Below are 25,073 nucleotides of genomic sequence, written 5' to 3' on the forward strand. Positions count from 1 at the left end.
GGTAGCGGCGTTTCAAGAACCGGGCCATGATCTGCCTGTCGACCTTGCCGGGCTTTGTGCCTTTAGAGCAAGGCGCGCTCGTCGCGGCCCAGCAGACGGAAGGCCAGGTAGATCGCCGTGCCACTGAGCACGAGCAGGATCGTCGAGAGCGAGGCGGCCGTGCCGTAGTCGCCGTCGTTGATCGCGATGTAGATCTTGACCGGCATCGTGATCGTCCCGCCGACATAGAGCACGAGCGATGACGAAAGCTCGTTGACCGCCGTCACGAAGGACAGCATCGCGCCGGCGACGATGCCCGGCAGGATCAGTGGGATCGTGACCTTGAGAAAGGCCTGGACCGGGCTGTAGCCGAGCGAGATCGCGGCCTCCTCCATGCTCGGCCCGACCTGCCGCAGTGCTGCTGCTGACGAGCGCACCGCATAGGGCAGGCGGCGGATGAAGACGGAGAGGATGATGATCGCGGCCGTGCCGGTCATCGCCAGGGGCGGCGTGTTGAAAGCTGCGATGAAGGCGACGCCGACGACGATGCCCGGCATGACATAGGGCACCATCAGGGTCGCATCGAGCAGCGAGCTCTGCGCGGTGTTGCGCCTTGTCACGAGGCAGCCGATCAGCGTGCCGATGACGACGATCAGTAGCACCGAGACGCCGGAGAAGACGAGCGAGTTGCGCACGACGTCGCCGAGCGTGGCGATGATGCGGGTATAGCTTTCAAGGCCGAAACCGGGCTGGAAGACCGGGCCGTTCGTCTTCCGGATCGAGTAGATCGCCGCGATGATCGCCGGCATCGCACCGCCCAGCGCGATGAAATAGACCGCCGCATGGGCCGCGACATTGGCGAAGCCACGCAGCTGGATCTTCTCCGGCCGGTTGATCAGGTTGCTGTGATAGACGTTGCGCCGCGACATGTAGCGCTGGATGAAGACGAAGATCATCGACATCAGGATCAGCACGAGGCTGAGCGTGGTCGCCATGCCGAGATTGGAGCCGATCTCGGCGGAATAGGCGGTGTAGGCCTCGGTCGCGAGCACGTTGAAGCCGCGTCCGAGCAGGCGCGGCGTGCCGAAATCGGCGATCGCATGGATCAGCGCCAGCAGGCCGCCGGCCGAGAGCGCCGGCAGGACCAGCGGGAACGAGATCTTCATCACGCGCTGGAACGGCGTCAGCCCGAGATTCTCAGCGGCTTCTTCCAGTGAGCGATTGATGTTGGCGAGCGCGCCGGAGGTCAGCAGGTAGACGTAAGGATAGAACTTGAAGGCGAAGACGATGAGGATGCCCCAGACGCCGTAGATCGGCGGCATGAAGATGCCCCAGCCCATCAGGGTCTGCCGGACGATGCCGCCCGAGCCGAACAGCACGATCCAGGAATAGGCGCCGATGAAGGGCGGCGAGACCAGCGCAAGGATCGCCATCATCGAGACGAAGCGGCCGCCCTTGATCCGGAGGCGGGCCATGCAGAACGCCATGACTGAACCGAGCAGGAGCGCGCCGGCCAGCCCGCCGAAACCGACGATCAGCGTGTTGATCAGCGCGTTGAAGTAACGCGTGCTGGTGAACAGTCGCTGCCAGTTGGCCAGGGTGAGAGCACCGCTCTCGTCGCGAAAGCTGGAGACCAGCACGAGGCCGAGCGGGATGAGCAGCAGCACGATCAGGATCGCCCAGGCTCCTACCGCGACGAGCGTCCAGAAATCCGGGCGCCAGCCGATGCGCCTTGCCGGGGCGGCAACCGTGCTCATGCCGCAAGCTCCGTTTGGAGACGCCGGCCTGCGGCATCGAAAGCGTGCAGGTCGGCCCGGTCGAAGCCGAGCCTGATCTCGCGGCCGGCCTCGATGACGAGGTTCGGGGGAGGGGCGGCGATCTGCGCGACGAGCCGGTGTCCCTGCGCCTGGACCGTGAGATGCGCCTCGCGGCCGAGATAGGTGAAATGCTCGACCACGCCGGCGATGGCGGAGGCACTGTGTCCGGCCTCTCCCGCCTCGGCGAGGCGCAGGCGCTCCGGCCGCAGCGCCAATTGCGCCACGCCCGGCACATCCGGCAGGCCGAAGGCGGAGGGCGCGAGCAAGTTCATCGTTCCGACGAAGGAGGCTACGAAGCGGGTCGCCGGCTGGCCATAGATCTGCTGGGGCGTGCCGATCTGCTCGATCGAGCCGCCATCCATCACGCAGATCCGGTCGGAAATGGCGAGCGCCTCCTCCTGATCATGGGTTACATAGATCGCGGCGATGCCGATCGTCCGCTGGATGTCGCGGATCTCGTCGCGCAGGTCGAGCCGGAGCTTGGCGTCGAGATTGGAGAGCGGCTCGTCCATGAGGAGCAGGCGCGGCTTCACCACCATCGCCCGGGCGATGCCGATGCGCTGCTGCTGGCCGCCAGAGAGTGCAGCCGGCAGGCGTTCGGACAGCGCCGAGAGGCGCACGGTCGCCAGTGCCTCGGCGACGCGGTCGCGAATCTCGGACGCGGCGACCTTGCGCGCCTTGAGGCCGAAGGCGACGTTCTCGGCGACGGTCAGATGCGGGAAGATCGCATAATCCTGGAAGACCATGCCGATATCGCGCCTGTGCGGTGGCACAGCCAGCAGATCGGTGCCGGCGAGCGAGACCTTGCCCTCCGACAATTGCGAGAAGCCCGCGATCGAGCGCAGCAAGGTCGTCTTGCCGCAGCCGGACGGGCCGAGCAGCGTGAAGAATTCCCCTTGGGCGACGGAAAAGGACACGCCGTTCAATGCCGTCGTAGCCCCGTAGCGCTTGATCGCGCCTTCGACGTTCAAATAAGCCATGCCGGCAAAGAATCTCCCCTTTCCCCTAGTTGCGCATGGCCGCGATTGGACGGCAAGATGGCTCATCATCGTCGGCACAGATCGACGCCCTGGGAGAGGATCGGGAACATCATGACGTCGCGCAAAATCTGGGTCGGGCGCATTCTGCTCGCGGCGGGGCTGCTTGGCGCCGCGGGAGCGGCCCATGCTGCCGACAACAAGGTCGTGCTCTACACCGCCCACAAATCCTCGATCGTGCAGAAGATGATCCCGCTCTTCGAGGCGGAGACCGGGATCAAGGCCGAGGTGGTGCAACTCGGTTCCGGCGACGTCTTCCGCCGTGCCCGTGCCGAGGCCGCCGCGCCGAAGGCCGACGTGATCTGGAGCGTCACCGGCTCGCTTTTGGGCGAGAATGCCGACCTGCTCGCGCCCTATGCGCCGAAGGACCAGGGCGCGATCGACGAGCGCTTCGTCAGCAACCCGGCCTGGACGCCCTACACGACCGTCATCTACGTCCTGATGGTCAATAATCGCATGGTCAAGGAAGCCGACGTCCCGAAGACCTGGGCTGCGCTCTCCGATCCGAAATGGAAGGGCAAGGTCGCCTCGGCCCGCGTCGACAATTCCGGCTCGGCCTTCCAGCAGATGACGACGGTGCTGACCGCCGGGGGTGACAAGGGCTGGGAGAATTACGGCAAGCTCGCCAAGAATTTCGTCTTCTCCGACAGCTCCGGCGCCGTGCCGCGCTTCGTCGCCGATGGCGAGGCGCCGCTTGGCCTGACGCTCGAGGACAACGCGCTCGAGTATGTCGCGGGCGGCGCGCCGGTGAAGATCTCCTATATCGAGGACGGCACCACGACCTCGCCCGACGGCGTGGCGATGCTGAAGGGCGCGCCCAATCCGGAGCCGGCGAAGCGTTTCATCGACTGGGCCCTGTCGAAGAAGACGCAGGAGGCGCTGGTCAAGGAAGCCGGACGGCGCTCGGTGCGCAAGGACGTCGCCGCGCCGGGCGATGTGAAGCCGCTGTCCGAACTGACCCTGGTCAAGCTCAAGTCCGTCGAGGAACTCGGCGGCACCAAGGCCTTGATCGAGAAGTGGCGCCAGGTGACTGGCAACTGACGGGGGCGACGGGCATACGCTGACAGCCGGATACGACGACGACCATGCAGATCGAATGCTTCAGCCTCGGCAAGCGCTTCGCCAGCCCTGAGGAGAACGAGGACAGCGTCGTCATCCTGCCCGGCCGCGGCTATGCCGTGATCGACGGGGTGACCGACCGCAGCGGGCGCCGCTTCGGCGCCATGCGGGCCGGGCGCTTCGCTTCCGGCCTGGTGGCGACGGAGGTCACCCGCTTCCTGCTCGACGAGGACCTGAGCGTTCGCGGCGGGCCGGAGCGTGTGCGCAGGCTGGTTCAGGCCTTGGGCGATGCGTTGCAGGCGGGCTATGCGGCGCATGGCCTGCTGGACAAGGCCTCGGCCGATCCCGCCTCCCGGATCGGCTGCACGCTGGCGCTGGGCTATCATGACGGCCCGGCGCTGCAACTGGTCTCGGTCGGCGATTCCGGGATTAGGCTGAGTGGGAAGGCGCTGGGAACGGTCCGCCATGTCGAGGAGAAGCCGCTCGACCGGGTGACGGCGCTGATCCGGCGCGAATGCTGGGCGCATCTCGGCAGGGTGCGGGCCGATCCGCTGCCTCAGCGCGCGATCTCGGAGGATGCCGTCTGGAACGGCTTGCGCGAACCACCGGCCGGATTGGGCGCGGAGGCCTGCGCCACGATCAGGGCGCATGTGCTGCGCCTCTGCGAGGAGGAGATGCCGACGATCGATCGGGCCGAGATCGAGCGGCTGGTCGATAGCGGCATCAGCGGCCAGCGCGCCTTCTCCAATCACCCCACGAGCGATCTCGGCTATGGCGTGCTCGACGGCTTCGCCATCGCCGATCGGCATGTCTTCACGGCGGACTATCCCGCTACCGAGGTCGCGACGTTCGAATTGTTCAGCGACGGGTATTTCGCCGAGCCGGACGCCTTCGGAGTGGCGGCATGGGAGGCCAGCTTCGCCGAGGTCGAGCGGATCGATCCCGACAAGATCGGTCCCTATGCCAGCGTGAAGGGCTCCGGGGCCGATAGCTGGACCGACGACCGGACCTATCTCGGAATCGCCTTCGACCGCTGAGGGGTCAGTCTTCGCGGCCCCAATTCCGCAATTTACGGATCGTGGCGGCGGGGTCACGCGGGCGCAGCCTCCACAGGTTCCGGATCAGGCTGGCGAGCGCGAACAGCACGAAGCTCGGCAGGGCGAGGACGACCGGCACCGTCAGCAGGCCCATGGCGCAGCCGCCGGAATCGCCGGGGCCGCATTTCGGGTCGAACAGCATCAGCCCGAAGACCCAGATCAGGCCCAGAAGCGGGCCGATGACGAGGCCGACGAGGCCTGCCAGCAATGCCTTGGTCAGCAGGCGCGCCATGCCGAGCCTTCCCCCATTCCCGCTGAGCATAGCCTGGCTTTCGTCCGACGGAACAGGCGCCGCCTTGCCACGTTGTGAGAGCGGGGGAAACGCGGAGAGCAACCATGTTGCGGTTCGTTGCCATCACCGCCCTTGCGGCGGCTCTTTCGTCCCCGGCCTTGGCCGAGCCCGGTTTCGTCAAGACGGTCAGTCTGCCGGCGCTGGGGTCCGCCTACGCGCTCAGCCCCAGGGCGGCTTGCGAATTGCCGGTCAGCCTGTCGGTCGCGGCTGATCCCGCCGTGGCCGCGTCCGAGCAGGCCATGACCCTGTCACCGCGCATGGTCCAGGCGATCCGTATCGACAACAAGGCGTCGATCGACTGACGAAGGTCGGACACTGGGGCAGCCGAGGGTGCTCGGCTGCATCGCAATCCATGATGCGGTCCAGCCCCCGCATGGGCTCCATCGGCCTTCGGCGCTTGCCGACCATGGCCCGGCAGCGTAAACCCCGCGCGGCACCGCCTTGATGGTGCCTGAATGGCCCGCCATCGGGCGGCAGCCGGCATTCTGGATAGTTGCGGCCGGCAGCCGCGGGGATGAATGATGTTTTCGCTCACGCCAGCGATCGACCGCCTCAAGGAAGCGGCTTCGGCCAGCCATCTGCGGGCCTGCATCTTCCTGCTGCTCCTGTCGCTCGTCGCCTTCCTGCCCGGATACAGCACGCTCCAGCCGCTCGACCGCGACGAGCCGCGCTTCGCGCAAGCGAGCAAGCAGATGCTGGAGAGCGGCGATTTCGTCGATATCCGCTTCCAGGACGAGGCGCGCCACAAGAAGCCGGTCGGCATCTACTGGCTGCAGAGCGCGGCGGTGAAGGCTGGCGAGGCGCTCGGCGTGCCGGAGGCGCGTACGCAGATCTGGCTCTACCGCATTCCCTCGCTGATCGGCGCGACCGCGACCGTGCTCCTGACCTATTGGGCGCTGCTGGCCTTTCTCTCGCCGCCGCTGGCCCTGCTCGGCGGGGCGCTGATGGCGGTCGCCGTGCTGCTCGGCGTCGAGGCGCGCATTGCCAAGACGGATGCGCTGCTCGCCGCCTGCGCCGTTGCGACCATGGGCGCGCTGGCGCGGACCTGGCTCGACTGGACGCGCTCGCTCGCCTTCGTGCCGGACCGGCGCAACTGGCTGGTGTTCTGGGGCGCCACCGCGCTCGGTCTGTTGATCAAGGGGCCGATCGTGCCGATGGTCTGGGGCCTCGCCATCCTCGTACTGAGTGCGAGCCAGCGCTCCTTCCGCTGGCTGAAGCCGCTGCGCTTCGGCGCCGGCATCCTGCTCTGCCTCGTGGTCGCTTTGCCCTGGTTCGCGGCGATCATGATCAAGACCGGCGGCAGCTTCTTCGCCGACAGCGTCGGGCAGGACATGCTCGGCAAGGTCGCCGAGGGGCAGGAGAAGCACTGGGGGCCGCCCGGGCTCTATCTCGTCGTCTTCTTCGCGACCTACTGGCCGGCGGCGGCCTTCGCCGCGATGGCGGTGCCCTTCGCCTGGGTGCGCCGCAGGGAGCCGCAGATCCTGTTCCTGATCGCCTGGATCGTGCCGTCCTGGCTGGTCTTCGAGGCTGTGCCGACCAAGCTGCCGCATTACGTGCTGCCGCTCTATCCGGCGATCACCGCACTGCTGCTGCTCGCCGTGCTCAACGGCGGCATCAACCGTTACCGGCGCGGCGCGGTGCTCACCGCCTGCCTCGTCGTGATCGTGCCGCTGGCGCTGATGGGCACGATCCTGTTCGGCAACTGGACGCTGGACCGGGCCGTGCCTTGGTTCGCGCTGCCGTTCTTCGCGCTCGTTCTGCTCATCGGCATCAGCGTCATCGCGGCCTTCCGCAGGCAGGATTTCGAGGGTGCGCTCTGGCGTTGCGTGCCGGCGAGCCTGCTGCTGACCATCGCCGTCTATCCCTTCGCCATCGAGAGCCTGCGCTCGCTGAAGCTGTCGCCGCGTCTGGCGGAGACGGTCAAGGCCGCCGGTTGCGCCGAACCGGCCGTGTTGACGCTCGGCTACCGCGAGCCGAGCCTCGTCTTCCTGACCGGCACGAAGCTCGCGATGGCTGCAAGCGGCGCCGATGCGGCGGCCTTCCTCAACCAGCCCGGCTGCCGCGTCGCCTTCGTCGAGAGCCGCTTCGCCAACGACTTCAATTCGGCGCTGGCGAGCCAGAGCGTCAAGCCGCGCCTCGTGACCACGATCAACGGCTTCAACCTGAATGGCGGGCGCAAGCTGGAGATCGCCGTCTTCGCCAACTCGCCCAATTGAGAACCATCGCGCCCGAAACCCTTCTGCTCGAAACCCTTGCCCTCTCGGCTAAGCTGACGCAGTTTGCGGGCCGTTTTTCCGGATGATCCTCCTTTGACCGAAACCTCTTCCCATCCGCTGCTCAGCGTCGTCGTGCCGGTGCGCAACGAAGTCGGCAACATCGCGCCGCTCGTCGCCGATATCGAGAAGGCCTGCGCGGGAATCGGCCCGTTCGAGGTCGTCTACGTCAATGACGGCTCGACCGACGGCACGGCCGCCGCATTGGCCGAGCTCGCGACGACACGGCCCTGGCTGCGCGTCGTCACCCATGCTCAGTCCTGTGGCCAGAGCGCGGCGGTGCGCAGCGGCGTGCGCCATGCCCGCTCGGCGATCGTCGCGACGCTCGACGGCGACGGCCAGAACGATCCCGCCTTCCTGCCGGAGATGGTCGAAGCCCTGCAGAAGGCCGGGCTCCAGGCCGGGATGGTGCAGGGGCAGCGCGTCGGGCGCAAGGATACCGGCTTCAAGCGCTGGCAGTCGAAGATCGCCAACGGCGTGCGCGTGCGCGTGCTGAAGGACGATACGCGCGACACCGGCTGCGGGTTGAAATGCTTCCGCCGAGAGGCCTATCTCGCCCTGCCGTATTTCGACGCGCTGCATCGCTTCATGCCGGCGCTGATGGCGCGCGAGGGCCACAAGGTGCTGCATGTCGACGTGCGCGACCGGCCGCGGCTGACCGGCGTCTCGAATTACGGCTTCTTCGACCGGCTCTGGGTGGGTATCCTCGATCTCGCCGGTGTCTGGTGGCTGATCCGGCGGCGCAAGCGCGTGCCCCAGATCGTCTCGGAGACGATGTGATGCTCATCGACCTGCAGCAGACCATCGGCAATTATTTCCACGACGTCTTCGTCAACAATATCGACTGGTGGGTCCTGCTCGGTGTCGTCGCGCAGGGGCTCTTCACCATGCGCTTCGTCGTGCAGTGGCTGGCGAGCGAGAAGGCCGGGCGCTCGGTCGTGCCGATGACCTTCTGGTGGTTCTCGATCGGTGGCGGCGCCCTGTTGCTGATGTATGCGCTCTACCGGCGCGACCCGGTCTTCATCCTCGGCCAAGGCTTCGGCGTCTTCGTCTATATCCGCAACCTGCAATTCGTCCTGCGCGCCAGGGCGCGCGGCGAGGATACCAATTCCGGACCGGGCTAGGGCTCGGCTTCAGCTCCGCGAGGGCGGCGCTCCGGGCTCGGCCGCTGCACCATCGGCGGGCGAGGGCAGCTTGTCGGCGGCAGGTGCCTGCGGCTTGCGCATTGCGGCCGAATAGTCCGGATAGCGCTCGCGATAGGCCTTCAGGAACTCCGAGAGCGTGTCGGCATTGGCGGTGGCGCGCGCCATCTCACGGATGTCGGCGGCGCGCGTCCGGTCCGCACCGGTGATGAAGGCGAAGGTGCGGGCATCGGCGCCGCGGGCCATCTTCGGCGCGAACTTGCTGCGCAGCCGGTCGAGCGACAGGTTCTCACTCCCCATCACATAGGAGACGCCGGCGCGCATCACATCGGCGCGCTCGCTGTCATTGAGCGTGCCATCGCCGCGCCAGGTTTCGCCGAGCAGACGCTCGTAAGCCTCCCCCGCCTCGCGCCAGCGGCGGCCGGTCCAGTAGATGTCGGCGCGCAGCCGGTCGATCTCGGGGCCACGCTCGGCCTCCAGCATTTCGAGCGCCTGATCGGTGCGCGAGAGGTCGGAGAGCGCCTTGGCCTCCAGCAGCAGGCGGGCGCGCTTGACGTCGGCCGGCAGTTCGACGATGCGCGTCGTGTTGAGCGCGCGCACCGCGTCGGCGGGCTTGCCGTTCATCAGGTTGATCATGGCAAGCCGCGCCGCGACCGTGGAACGCGCCGCGCCGCTGAGGCGGCGGTCCATCTGGTATTTGAGGATCTCGGCCGCCTGGTCGAGCAGGTCGAGCTCCACCAGCCGGTCGGCGAGCAGGCGGGTGATCTCGTCGCCGCGCCGGCCGATCGGCAGGAATTCCTTGAAATCGTAGAACAGGGCCAGCGTCTCGATGCGCGGCAGCTTGCCGAGGCCGCTGCCGCTGAACAATTCGGCGAAGCGCTGCGCCGTCTCGTCATGCATGCGGCGGGTCAGCGGGTCCTCGGTGAAGTTCTCGTTGGCGCGGCGCGCGACCATGAAGGCGTCGCGCCAGCGCTGCTGGTCGCCATAGAGCCGGCCGAGCTCGGCCAGGGCCTCGATCTCCAGCCTGCCGCCGCGCCAGATGACGGAGACCGTCTCCAGCCGGGCGATGGCCTCGTCGGCCTTGATGTCGGTGCGCTTCTCGGCATCGGCCAGCTTGACGGCGCGCAACTGCGCCTCGGCGGCGATCGGACGGCTCTTGGCCTCGAAGAGCGACTTGTAGCCGTTCATCGCGGCTTCCGGGCGGCCGCTGATATCGTCGAGCCGCGCCTGGAGCAGGGCGAGATGCTCCTGGTCGAAGCTGCCGCGCGGCATATCGGCCAAAGCCTGGATCTGGCGCTCGGCGACAGCGATATCCTGCTGGGCCAGGGCGGCACGTGCCGTCGCCTCGCGGAACACGCCCTGCAGATCGGCCGGGTAGCGGTCGATGACGGCCTCGGCCCGGCGGAAGCCGACGAGCGCCTGCGCATCGCGATTCATGCGCTGCTCGACCAAAGCGCGCCAAAGCCCGACCTCGACATCGTCCTTGATCGGGTCGGCATCGAAGGCCGCCAGTGCCTGCTGGTCGCGATACATCCCGGTGGCGATGACGCCCCTGAGGAAAAGCGCCTCGCGATTGCCGCGCATCGCCTTGTCGTCGGCGAGCATGGCGTTCAGCGGCCCGGCGGCCTCAGGCATCAAGCCATGGGCCGCATAGAAGCGGGCGAGTGCCAGCCGGGCGTCCGACTTGCGGCCGCGCGAGGCGTCGGTGACGTCGAGCAGGAGGGTACGGGCGCGCTCAAGTGGGTTGCCGACGCGTAGCTCCGCCCAGGCATCGCCATCGAGCAGCGGCGCGACCTTCCGCTTCTCGGTCTTCTCCTCGGCCTTGTGGGTGGGGTCGCCGATATCGAGCGACACGTTGAGCCCGCCGCTGCGGCCGATGCGGACCTGTTCGGTGCCGGCCCGCACGGCGACGTCGTCGGCATGCGCCTGGACGGCCAGGCCCTGCGCGGTCGGGAGCAGGCCGAATTCGACGAACTGGTAGGGCTTGGGTGTGAGCCGGGTCGGGCCGGTCGCGGTCGCGACCGCAACGGGCAGGCCGGCGGGGCCGGCTTCCAGCCAGTGGATGCCGGTGAGGCCGGCGAGAGGCACTGCGACGATGGTCTGGCCGCGCTCGTCCATGCTGCGCTGCGGCTCGACCGGGGCGGCGGGGCGGCCAGCATCCTCGCCGAGGTCGAGCGACCAGGCCGGGCCGTTGTCGAACAGGCGAGCCAGCGGCTGGCCGGCCAGCCTGAGCTTCACGAGGGTGACCTTGCCCTCGCGCGTCACCGAGCTCTCCTCGATCAGCTTCGGCATCACCCCCGCGAGCTTCGCGGGGTCGATCGTGTCGCGGGTGTCGAAGACCAGTGTCATCACGCCGGCATCGAGGAAGGCGGCGGCACCCGTGGGGCGGGTGAAGCGGAAGTTGAGGCGCTTGCCGTCGGCGCTGACCACGACGGGACCCGGCGGCACTTCGGGGGCGGCTGGCGCTGCAACTGCGGCCTGCACTGGGGGCGTAGCCGGCTGAATTGCTGCGGGCTTCACGGCAGGCTCGGCTGGCGGCGCTGCTGCCGGGGGCGTCGGCACGGGCGGCTTTGCAAGCTCGGTGAGCGAGGGCGCTTCCTGCTTCACGGGGCGCAGCAGGTCGACGACCAGCCCGGTCTCGTCGTCGAAGCTGCGGATCTGCCAGTCCTTGGGCAGGGACAGGGTCAGGCTCAGCGCTTCCTTGCCGGCATCGAGCCCGGTGAGGCCGATATCGGTGGGCAGGGCGCTGCGGATCGCGCCGGCCTCGACATTCATCGGCCGGTCGAAGACGAGCTTCAGGCTGCCGTTGGACAGGTTGGCGGTGAGTTTGGTCTCGGCGGGAGCCTTGAAGATCAGGCGGTCCAGCGTCGGCAGGCTGGCCGTGGTCATCGTGAGCACGGCCGGGGGGGCGGCAGGCTGGCGCGCGGCCTCCTTCGCCCTGACTTCGGCGAGGCGCAGGCGCTCGGTCAGCTCGGCGAGGGCTTCCGCCGGCGGACCGGGCATGACGCCGGACCAGCTCTGCGGCAGGAGATCGATGAAAGCCTTGTCGCCGGCCTCGATCAGGTTGGCCTTGTAGGATTGGGTCAGCGCGAAGCGCATGCCGCGCCCATCGGGGTCGACGCGGGCGACCGAAACGTAGCTCGGCAATTCGCGGGCGATGCGCGCGACATCGACCTGGACCTGGCCGCCGAAGGCGACGATCAGCACGCCGTTGGCGACGCGGATGCGGGTCTGGATCGGCTCGTCGAAGGTCAGGGACAGGCGGCCGAAGCCGGCCGGCATGGCTTCGCCACGCAGGCTCGCACCGGCCGCCAGGGCAGGCGTCTCCAGGCCGGCGGCGAGCGCGAGAGCGGCCAGCCCGATACCGAAGGCGAGGGAGCGCGACAGACGCAAACCGTGATACTCGACCCAACGCGACACTGGGCCTCGCCGCGTCCGGAGAACGCAGCGGCCCTTCGGCACGCTAGCGCGTCAACCATAATGCGGTGTTAACGCAGGCGCTTCCGAGGCCAGCACCGGCGGATGGCAAACAGGGTTTGTTTGCCATCCTTCCAGGCCGCTTTTGTCGGTATCCGCGGCATCGGCTAGGCTTCTTCGGCTGCATCCGTTGCCGATGAGGCCGCATGTCGACCTTGAGCCAGATCGCGCTCTTCGTTCCGGCCTTCATGATGATGGTCGCGCTCTGCACCTGCTTCCAGCGGCGACGCGCCCAGCGTAGCGGCGGCTGGAGCTATCTGACGCCGGGACCCTTTTCCTGGCTGGGCATGGTCAGTGGGGTGGTGGTGTCGGCCGTCGGGACCCTCGTTGCAGCGGCAGGCAAGGCGCCTGTCCCGATCGCCGCCTTCTTCGTGCTGGTGACGCTGGTGCTGGCGCTTCACATCATCATCGAGCGCGTGCGCTGGAACGGCGAGCGGATAGAGCGCCGGACGATGTTCCTGCAGGAACGAAGCCTGTCGTGGAACGAGCTCTCGCAGTTCGGGGTGGAGTTGACGGGCTACTACTGGATTTCCGGCTTCGGCGGCCCCCGCATTCGGTTCTCGCCCTATGACAACGGCTTCGACCAGCTCATGGCGAAGGTCGCGCGCCATCTTCCTGACGATGCACCGCCAGCCGAAACGGTGCCGAAGCTGGACTTCGCACTCGCCCGGATCAAGTCGCGCTGAGGCGCGGCCGGCTCAGCGCTGGGGCGTGATTGCCGGGAGTTCGTTGCCGGACAGAGGAGCTTCGTTCGCCACTCGCTCGACGAGCGCGCTTCGCCCGCTGGTCGCCAAAGCGACGGTGAGCTTCTCGGCGCGGTCGGGCGCCATCGCCGCCAGGACCTCGGACATCTTGCGCGGGTTCATCTGTTGGACGACCGGCACGAGCACGTCGAGGCCGAGCCGGTCGAAGACACGCGCGGCGTCCTTCGGCTTCATCGCTTCGTACATGATGACGAGGTTCTTGATCGCCTTGGCCTCCTCGACGGCAGGCTTGGCGGCGCCCGGGCCGCCGGCCTTCTCCTCGAGCGCCTTGAGATCGCCGACACGGCCGTCGAGCTTCTTTTCGGCGGAGTTGAGCAGGCGCTCGCGCATCTCCAGCTCGCGCATGCGGCCTTCCAGCTCCTCGCGGCGCTCGCCGAGGCGTTCCAGGATCGCCTTCTCCGCGGGAGAGACCGGCTGGGCCGTGCCGTTGATGATGCCGGCCTTGTTGTTGGGATTGGCGGCGCGGGCGGCTTCGGCCTTGGCCTCGGCCTCCTTCTTCTCCTGCTCCTTCTTCGGATCGGGAGCAGGCACGGAGCCGGTCGTTTCCGGATCGAAGATGGCGCGCGTAGTGTTCTTGCCGGCGGGCGCCTGCGCCATCAGCGGCAGGGAGGCCGGGATGTGGCCAGGGGTCGGCTCCGCCGTCCAGGCAAGCAGCTTCAGCGCCAGGAGACCCATGGCGCCGAGAATCACTGCCGGCAGGAGGCGGGGCCGTTCGATCACGCAGCCTGTTCCTCGAGGCGGCGGGCGGCGCGGGCGCGGATGGCGGCCGCCGACTGGGCCGCGCTCTCAAGGCGGGAGACCGGGGCCGGCACGGCAGGGGCCTCGACCGGGGCTTCCTTGGCGCCGACCAGGGTCGCGGCGCTGACGATCTGGCCGATGCGCTCCATCACCGCCTGGCCGGCCTCGACCTGGGCGGCGAGATCGGCGGCATAGCGCTCGGCGGTGCGCAGGCGCTCTTCCAGGGTGCGGTCGCAATCGCCCAGCGTCGACTTGAGGCCGGCGATGGCGCGCTCGGCATTGTCGGTCGCGGTGATCAGCGCGCCGACGGTCTGGCGCATGCCGGCCTCGTCCGCCTTCAGGCGCTCGATGCGCTTGGTCAGGATGAAGCAGGTGATGATGGTGGCGACGAGAAGCGAGGCAACAAGCACGTCGGCGATGAGGTTGATCGTCATGTGTCCTCTTCAGGCGGTGGCGCCGAGATGGCTGGCGAGGCTGTCGAAGGCAGCGATGGTGGTCTTGGAGCGACGCAAGGGGCTGACGACCTGCACGGCGATCTTGTCGTCGACCCGGCCGATCCGGCCCTCGGTGACGATGAAGTCGCCGCAGCGCAGCGAGACGGTCGCGTCCGGGCGGGCGTCGAACATCAGGGTATCGCCGATCTCCAGCTTCATGACGCGCTTCAGCGGCATCCGGGTCTCGTGCAGCACGCAGGTGACGTCGACATCCGCCTGCCAGACCTCGGTCGCGAGATGGTTTTCCCAGGTCGGGTCGCGGCCGAGCTTCTCACCCATGAAGCTTTCGAGCAGCAATTCACGGATCGGCTCGATCGTGGCGTAGGGCAGCAGCAGGTGAAGCGCGCCGCCGCGGCCTTCCATGTCGAACTTGAGCTCGACGCGGATCGCGGCATTGGCGGGGCGGGAGATCGAGACGAAGCGCGGATTGGACTCGACGCGGTCGACGGTGAAGTGCACCGGCGAGAGCGGCTTGAAGGCGGCCTCGGCATCGCTGAGCACGAGCTCGATGACGCGCTGGACCATGCGGATCTCGATGGTGGTGAAGGGGCGGCCGTCGATGCGCGGCGCCGGCTGGCCGCGCTTGCCGCCGAACATGGCGTCGAGGACGGAGTAGATCAGCGCCGACTCGATGGTGATGAGGCCGAAATTGTCCCATTCCTCGGCCTTGAAGACCGAGAGCAGCGCCGGCTGCGAGATCGAGTTGACGTAGTCGCCGAAGCGCACCGAGCGGATGCTCTCCAGCGTGACCTCGACATTGTCGGTGAAGAAGTTGCGCAGGCTGGTCGAGAGCAGCCGCACCAGGCGCTCGAAGATGATCTCGAGCATCGGCAGACGCTCGTAGGCGACCGAACCGGAATCGACGATCGCCTGGATGCCGTTGCGGGACGCGCCGTCGTCGCCGCTGGAGAAACCGAGCATCGTGTCGATTTCTTCCTGCGACATCAGGCGGTCGGTACCGCCTTCCTGTTCGCCATCCTCCTCGATGATGTCGGGCATCGTCGCCCAGCCGGCCGCCATCACCTCCGGGGTCAGCGGCTCGTCGCTCGGCGTGTTCTTGTCGCGCTCGGTGCTCATCGTTCCGCCGTCATCTCGGTGCGGTCAGGGCCGGAATCCGGCTCACTGCACCAACAATTCCTTGAACAGCACGGCGTCGACCTTGACCGGATAGACGGTCAGGTTGACGCGGCGCAGCAGCTCTTCCTTCAGGCGGTACATGCCGGCCGAACCTTCGAGGTCGGAGGGGCGCAATTCGCGCATGAAGACCTGGAAGGCATCCTCGATGCGGGGCAGCAACGGCCTGACCTGATCGGCGGCCTTCGCATCGGCGATTTCCAGCACGACCTTGATCTTCATGACCGGCGGGCGGTCCTGCTGGCCGCCATTGGACATGCTGATCATCATGTCCTTCATGTCGAGGAAGGCGATGGGGTTCTTGGCCTTCGCGGCGGCTTCGGCGGCCGCGACCTGCTCGGGCGAGGGCTTCTTCAGGAAGAACCAGCCGCCACCGCCGGCAGCCGCCAGCAGCACGACGCCGCCGATGATGATGAAGAGCTTCTTCTTGCTCTTCGGCGCCTCTTCGCCGGCAGCGCCTTCCTCTTTCGCCTTGGCTTTCTTCGCCATCTCGTCACGCGTCCCGGGCCGTCGGGCCGCGTTCTGCCGCCCCTTGAGCCACCTTCCCCAATTACGGTTAACGCGTCGTTAAGGGCGGCAGAATTTGCCGGGCGTTTCTTGCCTCTCCAGCAGCTTGTGCCGGGGTACGGTGGGGCAGGTCTACATATCGATATCTAATGATATCAGTATCTTACCTGGATTAACCATGCTGGCACGACGCTTGCCAGTACTGGGCCGTGGCGACTGCGCTGGGGAGCGTCGAGGTTGCCGCGGGACATGATCGGGAGTTGAGCCGTGGAGAACGCGCTTCTCATCGGCCTGTCGCGCCAGGTGGCTCTGGCGCGCGAGCTGGACGTCATCGCCAACAACATGGCGAATGTCGGCACCAATGGATTCAAGGCGCGCAGCGCGCGCTTCAACGAATTCCTCATGCCTGGCGCGAAGGCCGATGCCTTCAAGCCGGCCGACCGGCCGCTGTCCTATGTCATCGACAAGGGCACGCCGCTCGACCTATCGCAGGGGGCGCTGGAACTCACCGGCAACCCGCTCGACGTGGCGCTGAAGGGCGACAACTACCTCGTCGTGCAGACGCCGAACGGCGAGCGCTACACCCGCGCCGGCTCCCTCAATATCGACCGGCAGGGCCGGCTCGTGACCCAGACCGGCCTGCCGGTGATGGGCGAGGCCGGGCCGATCGCCTTCGGTTCCAGCGAGCACTCCATGCGGATCGCCGCCGACGGCACCGTCAGCAGCGACCAGGGCACGCGCGGCAAGCTGCGCCAGGTCCGCTTCGCCGATCCGGCGACGCTGGCGAATGAAGGCACCAACCTGTTCTCCTCCACCGTGGCAGCCCAACCGGCCGGCCCGGAAGCGCGGCTGGAACCCGGCGCGATCGAGCGCTCCAACGTCAAGGCCGTGGTCGAACTGACCCGCCTGATGGAGGTGCAGCGCAATTACCAGAGCATCGCCAACATGATCAGCAAATCCGATGAACTGCGCAGCCGGGCGATCTCGCGCCTGGCCGACCAGCAAGCCTGATAGCGGAAGGGAGCACGCACCATGCGCGCCATGCAGACAGCCGCGACCGGCATGATGGCCCAGGAGATGAACGTCCAGGTCATCTCCAACAACATCGCGAACGTCCGGACCACCGGTTACAAGCGCCAGCAGGTCCATTTCCAGGATCTGCTATATGAAAATTTCCGGCGCGCCGGCTCGGCCACCTCGGACCAGAACACCCAGGCGCCCGCGGGCACCTTCATCGGCTCCGGCGTCAAGACGGTCTCGACCGGCCGCGTCATGACCCAGGGCAATATCAGCCCGACGGAGAAGCCCTATGACCTCGCCATCCGCGGCGAGGGCTTCTTCCGCATCCGCATGCCGGATGGCCGGACCACCTACAGCCGCGACGGCTCCTTCGACCTCGACGCCCAGGGACAGCTCGTCACCCGCGACGGCTATCAGGTCGAGCCCGGCATCACCGTGCCGAACAACGCCTCCAGCGTCAGCATCAACGCGCAGGGCATCGTCGAGGCGATGGTGCCGGGGCAGACCGCGCCGCAGCAGCTCGGCCAGATCCAGCTGGTGCGCTTCGTCAACAAGGTCGGCCTCGAGTCGATCGGCGACAATCTCTATGTCGAGACGGCGGCCTCGGGCCAGCCGATCGACGGCTTCGGCGGTGGCGAAGGCTTCGGCACGCTGCAGCAGAACTATCTCGAAGAAGGCAACGTCCAGGCCGTCACCGAGCTCTCCTCGCTGATCGCTGCGCAGCGCGCCTACGAGATGAACTCCAAGGTCATCACCGCTGCCGACCAGATGATGTCGGCGACGACCCAGATGTTCCGCGGCTAAGGGGGATACGCATCATGATCCGCCTCTCCCTGGTCGCCCTGCTGCTCTCCGGCACCGCCGCCTTCGCCTCGCCGCAGCAGGCCCAGCCCGCGCCGGTCGCGATGGCTTCGGCCGTCGCGGCTCCGGCTGCCGCCGCGCTGCCGTCCAAGCTGCAGCTGCGCCCCGAGGTCAATCTCGGGCGCGATCTCGTCACCTTCGGCGATCTCATCCCCGGCCTTGCCGGCGAGGCCGCCGCGACGGCGGCCTTCCGGGCGCCGGCACTCGGCGAGACCGGCACGATCCAGGTCGCTCGCATCGTCGAGGCGGCCCGCTCGGCCGGCATCGTCCGCGATGCCAGCGAGATCCAGAGCCAAGGTTTCGCGCAGGTCGTGGTGACGCGGGCCGCACGCCGTGTCACGGCGCTCGATCTCGAAGCTGCGGTGAAGGCTGGCTTGCAGGAGCGCTTCGGCGTCGATGCCCGCATCTTCGCTCTGGCAATCGATGGCGGGGCGCCGAGCGTCGCCGTCGAGCCCGAATTGACCGGTGAGGTCGCGGTGGTCGATCTCTCCTTCGATGCCCGCTCGCGGCGCTTGCAGGCTCGCCTCGCGGTGCCCGGCAGCGCGGCGATGCGGCTGAAGCCGCTGCGCATCTCCGGCCAGCTCGTCGAGACCATGGAGGTCGTGGTGCCCAAGCGCCTGATCGCCCGTGGCGAGACGCTCGGCAAGGACGATGTCATCGTCGAGCGTCGCCCGCGCGAGGGGCAGGGCACCGAGATCATCGGCGATACCCGTGCCGCCATCGACAAGGTCGCGCGCCGCGCCCTGCTCGCCGGGGTGCCGCTGCGCGGCAGCGACGTCCAGCGCGAGGAGATCGTCGGCAAGGGCGACCTCGTCACCATCGTCTACGAGGCGCCGGGCCTGCTGATCACGTTGCGCGGCAAGGCCAACGAGGCCGGCGCGATGGGCGATGTCGTCTCCGTCACCAATCCCCAGTCCAAGCGCGTGCTGCAAGGCAAGATCTCCGGTCCCGGGCGGGTCTCCGTCCAGCCGTCGACCGCCGGCCGCGTCGCCAGCGCCCAGTAAAGCCCGTGGAAACCGCCATGTACGCCAACCGTCTCGTCAAGCTCTCCGGGCTCCTGCTGCTGGCCGCCTCGCTCGGTGCCTGCGGCATCGGCGATCGTCTCGCCAATGTCGGCCAGGCGCCGACGCTGTCGCCCGTCGACGACCCGACCGCTGCCAAGGGCTACAAGCCGGTGCAGATGCCGATGCCGGAGGTCGCGCATGCCTCTTACGCGCCGAATTCGCTCTGGCGCACCGGCTCGCGCGCCTTCTTCAAGGATCAGCGCGCCCGCAATGTCGGCGACCTCGTCACCGTCAAGGTCAAGGTCACCGACAAGGCCCAGCTCAACAACACGACCAAGCGCAGCCGCAAGAACGGCGAGGATTTCGGCGCCGACAACACCTTCGGCTTCGAGAACAAGCTCGACGCGTTCCTGCCCAACGGCGCCAAGGCCTCGTCGCTCCTGAAGCTCGATTCCGATGCATCCAGCGAGGGCGCGGGCTCGGTCAACCGCTCCGAGACTCTGGCGACCAATGTCGCGGCGGTCGTCACCCAGAACCTGCCCAACGGCAATCTCGTGATCGAGGGCAAGCAGGAGATCCGCGTCAATTTCGAGATCCGCGAGCTGATCGTCGCCGGCGTGATCCGGCCCGAGGACATCGAGTCCGACAACACCATCGACTCGACCAAGATCGCTCAGGCCCGCATCGCCTATGGCGGCCGCGGCCAGATCACCGATGTCCAGCAGCCGCGCTACGGCCAGCAGGTGATGGATATCCTACTGCCCTTCTGACCCTCTTCACCGGAATCCCGGACGGCGCGGAACGCTCCCCCTTGTCTCCGCGCCGGACGGATGGCGGTCTCTCCCGAGCCGCCACCATCCCGGCCGCCTGCCACGCTCCCCAAGCTTTCAAGGCTGGCGGCTAAAAGCCCCGCGTTCTCCCGACGCGGGGCTTCTCATCGTTCCTCAACAAAGCTCTTTCCGTTGAGAGATACGTTCCAGATGGCGGACAGACCCTCTGCATCGCCTGCTCCCAGGCCGAATTGACGATGGGCATGTTGACCTAGGGACATCCTTACGCTGTGATGATGGCGGACCTGCTGCCTCGACGAGGCTTGAGCGGAGTTGTGCGGCAGCTCTGACCATGCCTCCGGCGACAGGAGTACCGTCATGACGGCAGCCGTGAACCCCGTCGCACCTCATCACCTGCCGAGCTTCATTACTGCGCCGGGGGGAACGGACTACCTGATGGTGGTCGCGGCTTTCATCCTCATCGGCGCGGTTCTGGGCATCGGGCTGCTTTTCCTGCGCCTTCACACCCTGCCCGAGCGGATGGCGCACAAGACGCACAAGATCCAGTTCGAGATCGTCGCCGTTCTCGGCTTGCTCGCGCTCTTCACGCATGTCCACGCCTTCTGGGTCGCCGGCCTGCTGCTCGCTCTGATCGACCTGCCCGACATTCCAGGGATGTTCGGCCGGATGGCCGGCTCCCTCGAGAAAATGGCCGGCATCGCCCCGGGCACCGGCGGCGACGCGGCATCGGACGCGGAGACTGCCGTCCCCGGGCCGGACGGGAATGCGCCGTATGCTGGCGCCAGCGTCGAGGAGAAGAACCATGCTTGAGCTTCTCGTCTGCGCGCTCTTCACGCTCCTTCCCGACTATCTTTATCGCCGCTACGGCCAGGGCAAGCGGTTCGGCCGCGAGCTCACGCTCTATTCGGTCTGGTTCGAGCTGCGCTGGGGCCTCGTCACCTGCGTGATGCTGACGGTCGGCCTGATCACCGTGATCTTCTACAACCACCCCTCCACGACCAGCGCCACGGTCTTCTTCCGCACGGTCCCGATCGTGCCGGAGATCAATGGCCGCGTCGCGCAGGTCCACGTCGGTTACAGCGCGAAGATCGAAAAGGGCGCGCCGATCTTCACGCTCGACAGCAAGAGCCAGGAGGCAGCCGTCGAGGCCGCGCGGCGCAAGATCGCTGAGGTCGACGCGACGCTGGCCGTCGCGAAGGCCGATATCCTCGCTTATGACGGCAAGATCCAGGAAGCGAAGAGCGCGCTGCAGCAGGCGCTCGACGAATTGCAGACCAAGCGCGAGCTCAGGCAGCGCAATGAGAACGTCGTCGCCACCCGCGAGCTCGAGCGGCTCGAGAACATCGTGGCCGGGCGCGAGGCCGCGGTTGCGTCGGCGACGGCCTCGCAGGCGGCTGCCCAGACCAAGATCGTGACGCTGCTGCCGGCCGAGCGCGCGAGCGCCCAGGCGGCCTTGGCCCAGGCCGAGGTGGAGTTGGGCAAGACCGTGGTGCGGGCCGGCTTCACCGGGCATGTCGAGCAGTTCACGCTGCGGGCTGGCGACGTCGTCAACCCCTTCATGCGTCCGGCCGGGATCATCATCCCTGAAGAAGCGGGAAGGGGCAGGATGCAGGCCGGCTTCGGTCAGATCGAGGCGCAGGTGATCAAGGTCGGCATGGTTGCCGAGGTGACCTGCATCTCGAAGCCCTGGGTGGTCATCCCGATGGTGGTGACGGGTGTGCAGGACTTCATCGCTGCGGGCCAGCTCCGAAGCGGAGAGCAACTGATCGACGCACAGCAGGTGATCCGGCCCGGAACGATCCTCACCTATCTCGAGCCGCTCTACCAGGGCGGGCTCGACGGCGTGACGCCCGGCAGCAGCTGCATCGCCAACGCCTATAGCAGCAACCACGACATCATCGCCGCGAAGGAAACCGGCACGCTGCGCCGTATCGCGCTCCATGCCGTCGATGCGACCGGGCTGGTCCATGCCATGCTGCTGCGCATCCAGGCGCTCGTCCTGCCGGTCAAGACCCTCGTCTTCAGCGGGCACTGAGGGCGAGCGGCGGCAGCGCTAGTCCTCGGAGCGGCTGGTGGAGTCGCGATCGCGCTCATAGCGCTTCTTCAGCGGGAAGGGCGGCAGCCAGGATTCGCGGCGGATGGTCCAAAGCTCGTAGGTCGGCACCAGCTGGTCCGGCGCGTCCAGCGAGCCGAGATTGATCTCGACCTCGTCACCGCTGCGCCCGAAGACCGTGGAGCCGCAGCGGGGGCAGAAGAACCGTCCGCCATAGTCGCGAGCTTCCCCTTCGATCGTCACCGCGTCCTGCGGAAAGATCGCCGACGCGTGGAAGAGGGCGCCGTGATATTTGCGGCAGTCCAGGCAATGGCAGATGCCGACCCGGTAAGGGCGCCCCGATGCCACGACCCGGATGTCACCGCACCGGCAGCCGCCCGTGAAACGGTCCATGCCTCGTCTCCTCCTGTTCGCCCGCCTTCGCCGCGAGAACGTACCGCCGAAGCGGCGGTTCCTTGACGCAAAAAGGCCCCGCATCCTTCGACGCGGGGCCTTTCGAAAAGCCGGTAGAGCCAGCCGCAGCTCAATCGTCGCGGAAGACGCGCTCGTTGCGCTCGTGGCGCTCCTGCGCTTCCAGCGAGAGGGTCGCGATCGGGCGGGCTTCGAGGCGCTTCAGCGAGATCGGCTCGCCGGTCTCCTCGCAGTAGCCGTAGGAGTTGTCGTCGATCCGGGCGATGGCCGCATCGATCTTGGCGATCAGCTTGCGCTGCCGGTCGCGGGCGCGCAATTCGATGGCGCGGTCGGTTTCGGAGGAGGCCCGGTCGGCGATGTCCGGATGATTCTCGCTCTCGCTTTGCAGCGTAACCAGGGTTTCCTTGGCCTCCCGCAGGATCTCGTCCTTCCAGGCGAGGAGCTTGCCGCGGAAATACTCGCGTTGACGGTCGTTCATGAACGGCTCGTCATCGCTCGGTTTGTAATCCGCCTCGATGATGATCTGCTTCGACATGGGCGCGCTCTCTAGTTTGTCGCCTCACGCACCCATCGGCTGTGCCGCGGGAGGGGAGCCGATTTGGCGCCCTTATAACGGTCCGTTTCAACTGGAACAATCGCTTCCGACAGGGCTTCAACGGCTTCGTGAAAACATGCGATCTCAGGCCGATTTTCGACGAAATCGGCAGGTTTTACGTCAATTCAGCTTGCGGATGGCTTCGGCGATGTCGGCTTCGACCAAGCGGGCGATCGGTTGGCGGTAGTGACTATGGTCGAAGAAGAGGTTGGGATCGCGCAATTCTGGCCGGTCGACTCGCCAATCGACTAGAGCGGTGCGCGGGCGCCGGGCCGCCAGATCGGCGAAAGCTTTGCGGCAGGCGGCGTCGGCCGCGGCGTCGCGCGTGCCGGGTTTCGGCAGGGCGGTGACATAGACCGGCGGGCGCAGGAGAATCAGCGCGGTCTCGGCCGGAGCGGCCTGCATCAGCGCTTCCAGCTCCGTCGCTGCCGGGAAGGGGCCATCGACATTGCCGCCGCCGGTCTCGAGCGGCTTCTGCAGCCGGGCGATGATCTCGGGATTGGTGCCGTAGCCCTGCACGCCGTAGCCCGATTCGTAGTCCCAGTAGCCGTCCGGGCGGGCGCGCTCGGCTTTGCGCGAGGTCAAGTAGGAGATGCGGCGGGGCAATTCCTCCAGCAGGTCGAAGCGCATCAGCCCGCCGACATAATCGGACAGGCTGCGGCTCATGAGCCAGAAGGGGAAGGGCTTCTCGTTGGGCAGCGCGGGATTCGCCGTGCACCAGTAATTGTCGATGCCGATCACGATCGCCTTCGGCGGCGTCTTGCGGTGATGGCGCAGGAACCAGTCGATCGTCGCGAAGGTCTCCTTCGGCATGGTCGCCGGCGCGATCAGCGAGACGAAGGGGATGCCGGTCCTCGTGCGCAATTCCTCCGGCGAGATCAGCTGGATATGCGAGTTGCCGAAGATGGCACCCGTGAAACTCGGATCGCGGCCGCGGCTGGCCAGTGCCGTGCGCGGCCCCTGCGGGCGCACGCCCTCCTTGAACTTCAAGGGCGAGCGGCCGGAATCATAGGGGTCGATCAGGAAGGCCGCTGTGAGGAAGGCGGCAGCGATCAGCACCGCCGCGCCGAGGAAGGCGCCGGTGAAGCCCGTCCACTTCGCCGCCCGAGCGGCCTGCTCAGAACTGGAAGTAGATGAACTCATAATTGGCGTCTTCGCCGATCTTCAGCAGGATGATGACGAACAGGAGCCCGCACAGGATGGCCAGCCAACGGGCCGGCGGCAATTTGTGGACAAGGTTCCAGGCGGTGGGGCCGATGATGGCGAAGGCCGCCGCCGGCAGCAGGGCGCGCCACTTGAAGCCGGTGCCGATCGGCGCGAAGCCGAACAGGCCCTTGTAGATCGCGAGCGCAGCCTGGAAATTCGTGGCCCGGAACAGCACCCAGCACAGCGCCACGAACAGGAAGGTCAGCAGCCAGCCGAGCGCCGCCGGCATGGGCAGGTTGGCCCGGCGCCAGAACAGCGCGACGATCAGCGCCAGCCCATGCGCCACGCCCCAGGCGACGAAGGTCAGGCCGGCGCCATGCCAGAGGCCGCCCAGCGCCATGGTGGCGAAGAGCGCCCAGACCTGGGTCGGCAGGCCGCTGCGCGAGCCCCCGAGCGGGATGTAGAGATAGTCGCGCAGGAAGCGCGACAGCGTCATGTGCCAGCGCCGCCAGAAATCCTGAATCGAGAGCGAGCGATAGGGCGCCTCGAAATTCTGCGGCAGCACGACGCCGAAGAGCAAAGCGAGGCCCAGCGCCATGTCGGTATAGCCGGAGAAGTCGAAATAGATCTGGAAGGTGAAGGCGAGCGTCGCCTGCCAGGCCTCCATGAAGCTGATGACCTTGCCGGCGGCGGCCGCTGCGAAGACCGGGTTGGCATATTCGGCGAGGGGATCGCCGATCATCACCTTCTTGGCGAGGCCGAAGGTCAGCAGCATCAGGCCGCGCGCGATCCGCTCGGCCGCGTCCGGGCGCTGATAGGGCCGCTCGTCGAGCTGGTGCATGATCTCGCGCCAGCGCACCAAAGGGCCGGCGAGCACCTGCGGGAAGAAGGCGATGTAGAGCGCGTAACGGACGAGATCGTAGCGCGGCGCCTGCCCGCGCCGGAGATCCGTCAGGTACATGATGTGGTGGAAGGTGAAGAACGAAATGCCGAGCGGCAGCGCGATGTCGAATTTCGGCGCCGGCAATCCGGGAATCATTCCAGCGAGATCCGCGAAGAAGTTGAAGTACTTGAACACCGCCAGCACGGCGAGGTTCAGGACGATCGCGAGCGTGATCAGCGCCCCGGACTTCGTCTTCTGGAAGGCCTCGGCGATCAGCCAGTTCAGCCCGATCGAGAGCGCCAGCAGCGGCAGGAAGCGCCAGTCCCAATAGCCGTAGAAGGCGAAGGACAGCACCACCAGCACCGGCAGCCGCAGGCTCGGCGCAAAGCGCTCTGCCCCCCAGTGAAGGGCAAGCGCGAGCGGCAGGAAGGCGAGCAGGAAGGCAAAGGAGTTGAAGAGCATCGGGCGGGGAGCGGATCAAAGGATGGCTGCCGCCTTA

General features: G+C 67.3%; 25 protein-coding genes. 13 read left to right on the forward strand and 12 right to left on the reverse strand.

Annotated features, from left to right (window positions below):
• Positions 1–62: 62 nt before the first annotated feature.
• Positions 63–1,736, reverse strand: coding sequence for an ABC transporter permease (locus AC3WMA_RS21015; RefSeq protein ID WP_492287283.1), 1,674 nt, complete (start codon positions 1,734–1,736; stop codon positions 63–65).
• Complete coding sequence (locus AC3WMA_RS21020; protein WP_492287284.1) at positions 1,733–2,776, reverse strand: ABC transporter ATP-binding protein; 1,044 nt, start codon at positions 2,774–2,776, stop codon at positions 1,733–1,735. The genes AC3WMA_RS21015 and AC3WMA_RS21020 overlap by 4 nt, the downstream gene beginning before the upstream one ends.
• 111 nt (positions 2,777–2,887) lie before the next feature.
• Between AC3WMA_RS21020 and AC3WMA_RS21025 the strand changes: the two genes are divergently transcribed.
• Both AC3WMA_RS21025 and AC3WMA_RS21030 read left to right on the forward strand, forming a co-directional pair.
• Positions 2,888–3,874 (forward strand): extracellular solute-binding protein, encoded by a 987-nt coding sequence (locus AC3WMA_RS21025; protein ID WP_492287285.1) that lies wholly within the window; start codon positions 2,888–2,890, stop codon positions 3,872–3,874.
• A gap of 44 nt (positions 3,875–3,918) precedes the next feature.
• Positions 3,919–4,929: a hypothetical protein gene (locus AC3WMA_RS21030; protein ID WP_492287286.1), complete on the forward strand. Its 1,011-nt coding sequence runs from the start codon at positions 3,919–3,921 to the stop codon at positions 4,927–4,929.
• A gap of 4 nt (positions 4,930–4,933) precedes the next feature.
• Here the strand turns inward: AC3WMA_RS21030 and AC3WMA_RS21035 are convergent, their stop codons facing one another.
• Positions 4,934–5,221 (reverse strand): hypothetical protein, encoded by a 288-nt coding sequence (locus tag AC3WMA_RS21035; protein WP_492287287.1) that lies wholly within the window; start codon positions 5,219–5,221, stop codon positions 4,934–4,936.
• 104 nt (positions 5,222–5,325) lie between these two features.
• Here AC3WMA_RS21035 and AC3WMA_RS21040 point away from each other — a divergent pair, with 104 nt between their 5' ends.
• The 4 genes from AC3WMA_RS21040 to AC3WMA_RS21055 all read left to right on the forward strand — a co-directional run bounded on the left by AC3WMA_RS21040 (position 5,326) and on the right by AC3WMA_RS21055 (position 8,678).
• A complete protein-coding gene (locus AC3WMA_RS21040) occupies positions 5,326–5,583 on the forward strand; it encodes a hypothetical protein (RefSeq protein ID WP_492287288.1) in 258 nt (85 codons plus the stop codon).
• Positions 5,584–5,799: 216 nt separating this feature from the next.
• Complete coding sequence (locus AC3WMA_RS21045) at positions 5,800–7,497, forward strand: ArnT family glycosyltransferase (protein ID WP_492287289.1); 1,698 nt, start codon at positions 5,800–5,802, stop codon at positions 7,495–7,497.
• A gap of 93 nt (positions 7,498–7,590) precedes the next feature.
• Positions 7,591–8,334 carry a glycosyltransferase family 2 protein gene (locus AC3WMA_RS21050; RefSeq protein ID WP_492287290.1) on the forward strand — a complete coding sequence of 248 codons (744 nt, stop codon included), beginning with the start codon at positions 7,591–7,593 and terminating at the stop codon, positions 8,332–8,334.
• A complete protein-coding gene (locus tag AC3WMA_RS21055) occupies positions 8,334–8,678 on the forward strand; it encodes a lipid-A-disaccharide synthase N-terminal domain-containing protein (protein WP_257732267.1) in 345 nt (114 codons plus the stop codon). Before AC3WMA_RS21050 ends, AC3WMA_RS21055 begins: the two co-directional genes overlap by 1 nt.
• 9 nt (positions 8,679–8,687) lie before the next feature.
• Here the strand turns inward: AC3WMA_RS21055 and AC3WMA_RS21060 are convergent, their stop codons facing one another.
• A complete protein-coding gene (locus AC3WMA_RS21060) occupies positions 8,688–12,116 on the reverse strand; it encodes a hypothetical protein (protein WP_492287291.1) in 3,429 nt (1,142 codons plus the stop codon).
• Positions 12,117–12,319: 203 nt separating this feature from the next.
• On the opposite strand from AC3WMA_RS21060, the gene AC3WMA_RS21065 reads away from it, so the two are divergent.
• Positions 12,320–12,859 carry a hypothetical protein gene (locus AC3WMA_RS21065; protein WP_492287292.1) on the forward strand — a complete coding sequence of 180 codons (540 nt, stop codon included), beginning with the start codon at positions 12,320–12,322 and terminating at the stop codon, positions 12,857–12,859.
• A 12-nt stretch (positions 12,860–12,871) separates the two neighbouring features.
• Here AC3WMA_RS21065 and AC3WMA_RS21070 read toward each other — a convergent pair whose 3' ends face one another.
• The 4 genes from AC3WMA_RS21070 to fliL are packed head-to-tail and all read right to left on the reverse strand — an operon-like array spanning position 12,872 to position 15,792.
• The gene (locus AC3WMA_RS21070; RefSeq protein WP_492287293.1) at positions 12,872–13,657 is read right to left on the reverse strand and encodes a MotE family protein; all 786 of its coding nucleotides are present in this window, start codon (positions 13,655–13,657) and stop codon (positions 12,872–12,874) included.
• The gene (locus AC3WMA_RS21075) at positions 13,654–14,109 is read right to left on the reverse strand and encodes a DUF6468 domain-containing protein (RefSeq protein ID WP_492287294.1); all 456 of its coding nucleotides are present in this window, start codon (positions 14,107–14,109) and stop codon (positions 13,654–13,656) included. The genes AC3WMA_RS21070 and AC3WMA_RS21075 overlap by 4 nt, the downstream gene beginning before the upstream one ends.
• Positions 14,110–14,118: 9 nt before the next feature.
• A complete protein-coding gene (gene fliM / locus AC3WMA_RS21080; protein WP_492287295.1) occupies positions 14,119–15,246 on the reverse strand; it encodes a flagellar motor switch protein FliM in 1,128 nt (375 codons plus the stop codon).
• 42 nt (positions 15,247–15,288) lie between these two features.
• Positions 15,289–15,792, reverse strand: a complete 504-nt coding sequence (gene fliL / locus AC3WMA_RS21085) for a flagellar basal body-associated protein FliL (RefSeq protein ID WP_492287296.1) — start codon at positions 15,790–15,792, stop codon at positions 15,289–15,291.
• 285 nt (positions 15,793–16,077) lie between these two features.
• Here fliL and flgF point away from each other — a divergent pair, with 285 nt between their 5' ends.
• The 6 genes from flgF (at position 16,078) to AC3WMA_RS21115 (ending at position 21,521) form a co-directional block, all read left to right on the forward strand.
• On the forward strand, positions 16,078–16,821 hold the full coding sequence (flgF, locus tag AC3WMA_RS21090; protein ID WP_492287297.1) for a flagellar basal-body rod protein FlgF: 744 nt from the start codon (positions 16,078–16,080) through the stop codon (positions 16,819–16,821).
• 21 nt (positions 16,822–16,842) lie between these two features.
• Positions 16,843–17,634 (forward strand): flagellar basal-body rod protein FlgG, encoded by a 792-nt coding sequence (gene flgG / locus AC3WMA_RS21095; protein WP_377838645.1) that lies wholly within the window; start codon positions 16,843–16,845, stop codon positions 17,632–17,634.
• A gap of 14 nt (positions 17,635–17,648) precedes the next feature.
• The gene (gene flgA, locus AC3WMA_RS21100) at positions 17,649–18,695 is read left to right on the forward strand and encodes a flagellar basal body P-ring formation chaperone FlgA (protein ID WP_492287298.1); all 1,047 of its coding nucleotides are present in this window, start codon (positions 17,649–17,651) and stop codon (positions 18,693–18,695) included.
• 17 nt (positions 18,696–18,712) lie between these two features.
• Positions 18,713–19,465, forward strand: coding sequence for a flagellar basal body L-ring protein FlgH (flgH, locus tag AC3WMA_RS21105; protein WP_492287299.1), 753 nt, complete (start codon positions 18,713–18,715; stop codon positions 19,463–19,465).
• A 378-nt stretch (positions 19,466–19,843) separates the two neighbouring features.
• Entirely contained in the window at positions 19,844–20,296 is a 453-nt protein-coding gene (locus AC3WMA_RS21110; protein ID WP_492287300.1) for a hypothetical protein, read from the forward strand.
• Positions 20,289–21,521 (forward strand): HlyD family secretion protein, encoded by a 1,233-nt coding sequence (locus AC3WMA_RS21115; RefSeq protein WP_492287301.1) that lies wholly within the window; start codon positions 20,289–20,291, stop codon positions 21,519–21,521. The genes AC3WMA_RS21110 and AC3WMA_RS21115 overlap by 8 nt, the downstream gene beginning before the upstream one ends.
• Positions 21,522–21,539: 18 nt before the next feature.
• Here AC3WMA_RS21115 and AC3WMA_RS21120 read toward each other — a convergent pair whose 3' ends face one another.
• From AC3WMA_RS21120 to AC3WMA_RS21135, 4 genes are all read right to left on the reverse strand, one after another.
• Positions 21,540–21,932 (reverse strand): GFA family protein, encoded by a 393-nt coding sequence (locus AC3WMA_RS21120; protein WP_492287302.1) that lies wholly within the window; start codon positions 21,930–21,932, stop codon positions 21,540–21,542.
• A 130-nt stretch (positions 21,933–22,062) separates the two neighbouring features.
• Complete coding sequence (gene dksA / locus AC3WMA_RS21125; RefSeq protein ID WP_492287303.1) at positions 22,063–22,485, reverse strand: RNA polymerase-binding protein DksA; 423 nt, start codon at positions 22,483–22,485, stop codon at positions 22,063–22,065.
• Positions 22,486–22,665: 180 nt separating this feature from the next.
• A complete protein-coding gene (locus AC3WMA_RS21130) occupies positions 22,666–23,688 on the reverse strand; it encodes a hypothetical protein (protein ID WP_492287304.1) in 1,023 nt (340 codons plus the stop codon).
• On the reverse strand, positions 23,663–25,036 hold the full coding sequence (locus tag AC3WMA_RS21135; RefSeq protein WP_492287305.1) for an MBOAT family O-acyltransferase: 1,374 nt from the start codon (positions 25,034–25,036) through the stop codon (positions 23,663–23,665). The genes AC3WMA_RS21130 and AC3WMA_RS21135 overlap by 26 nt, the downstream gene beginning before the upstream one ends.
• Positions 25,037–25,073 lie beyond the last annotated feature (37 nt).

The sequence above is a fragment of the Allobosea sp. FW305-C-101 genome, assembly GCF_058783685.1.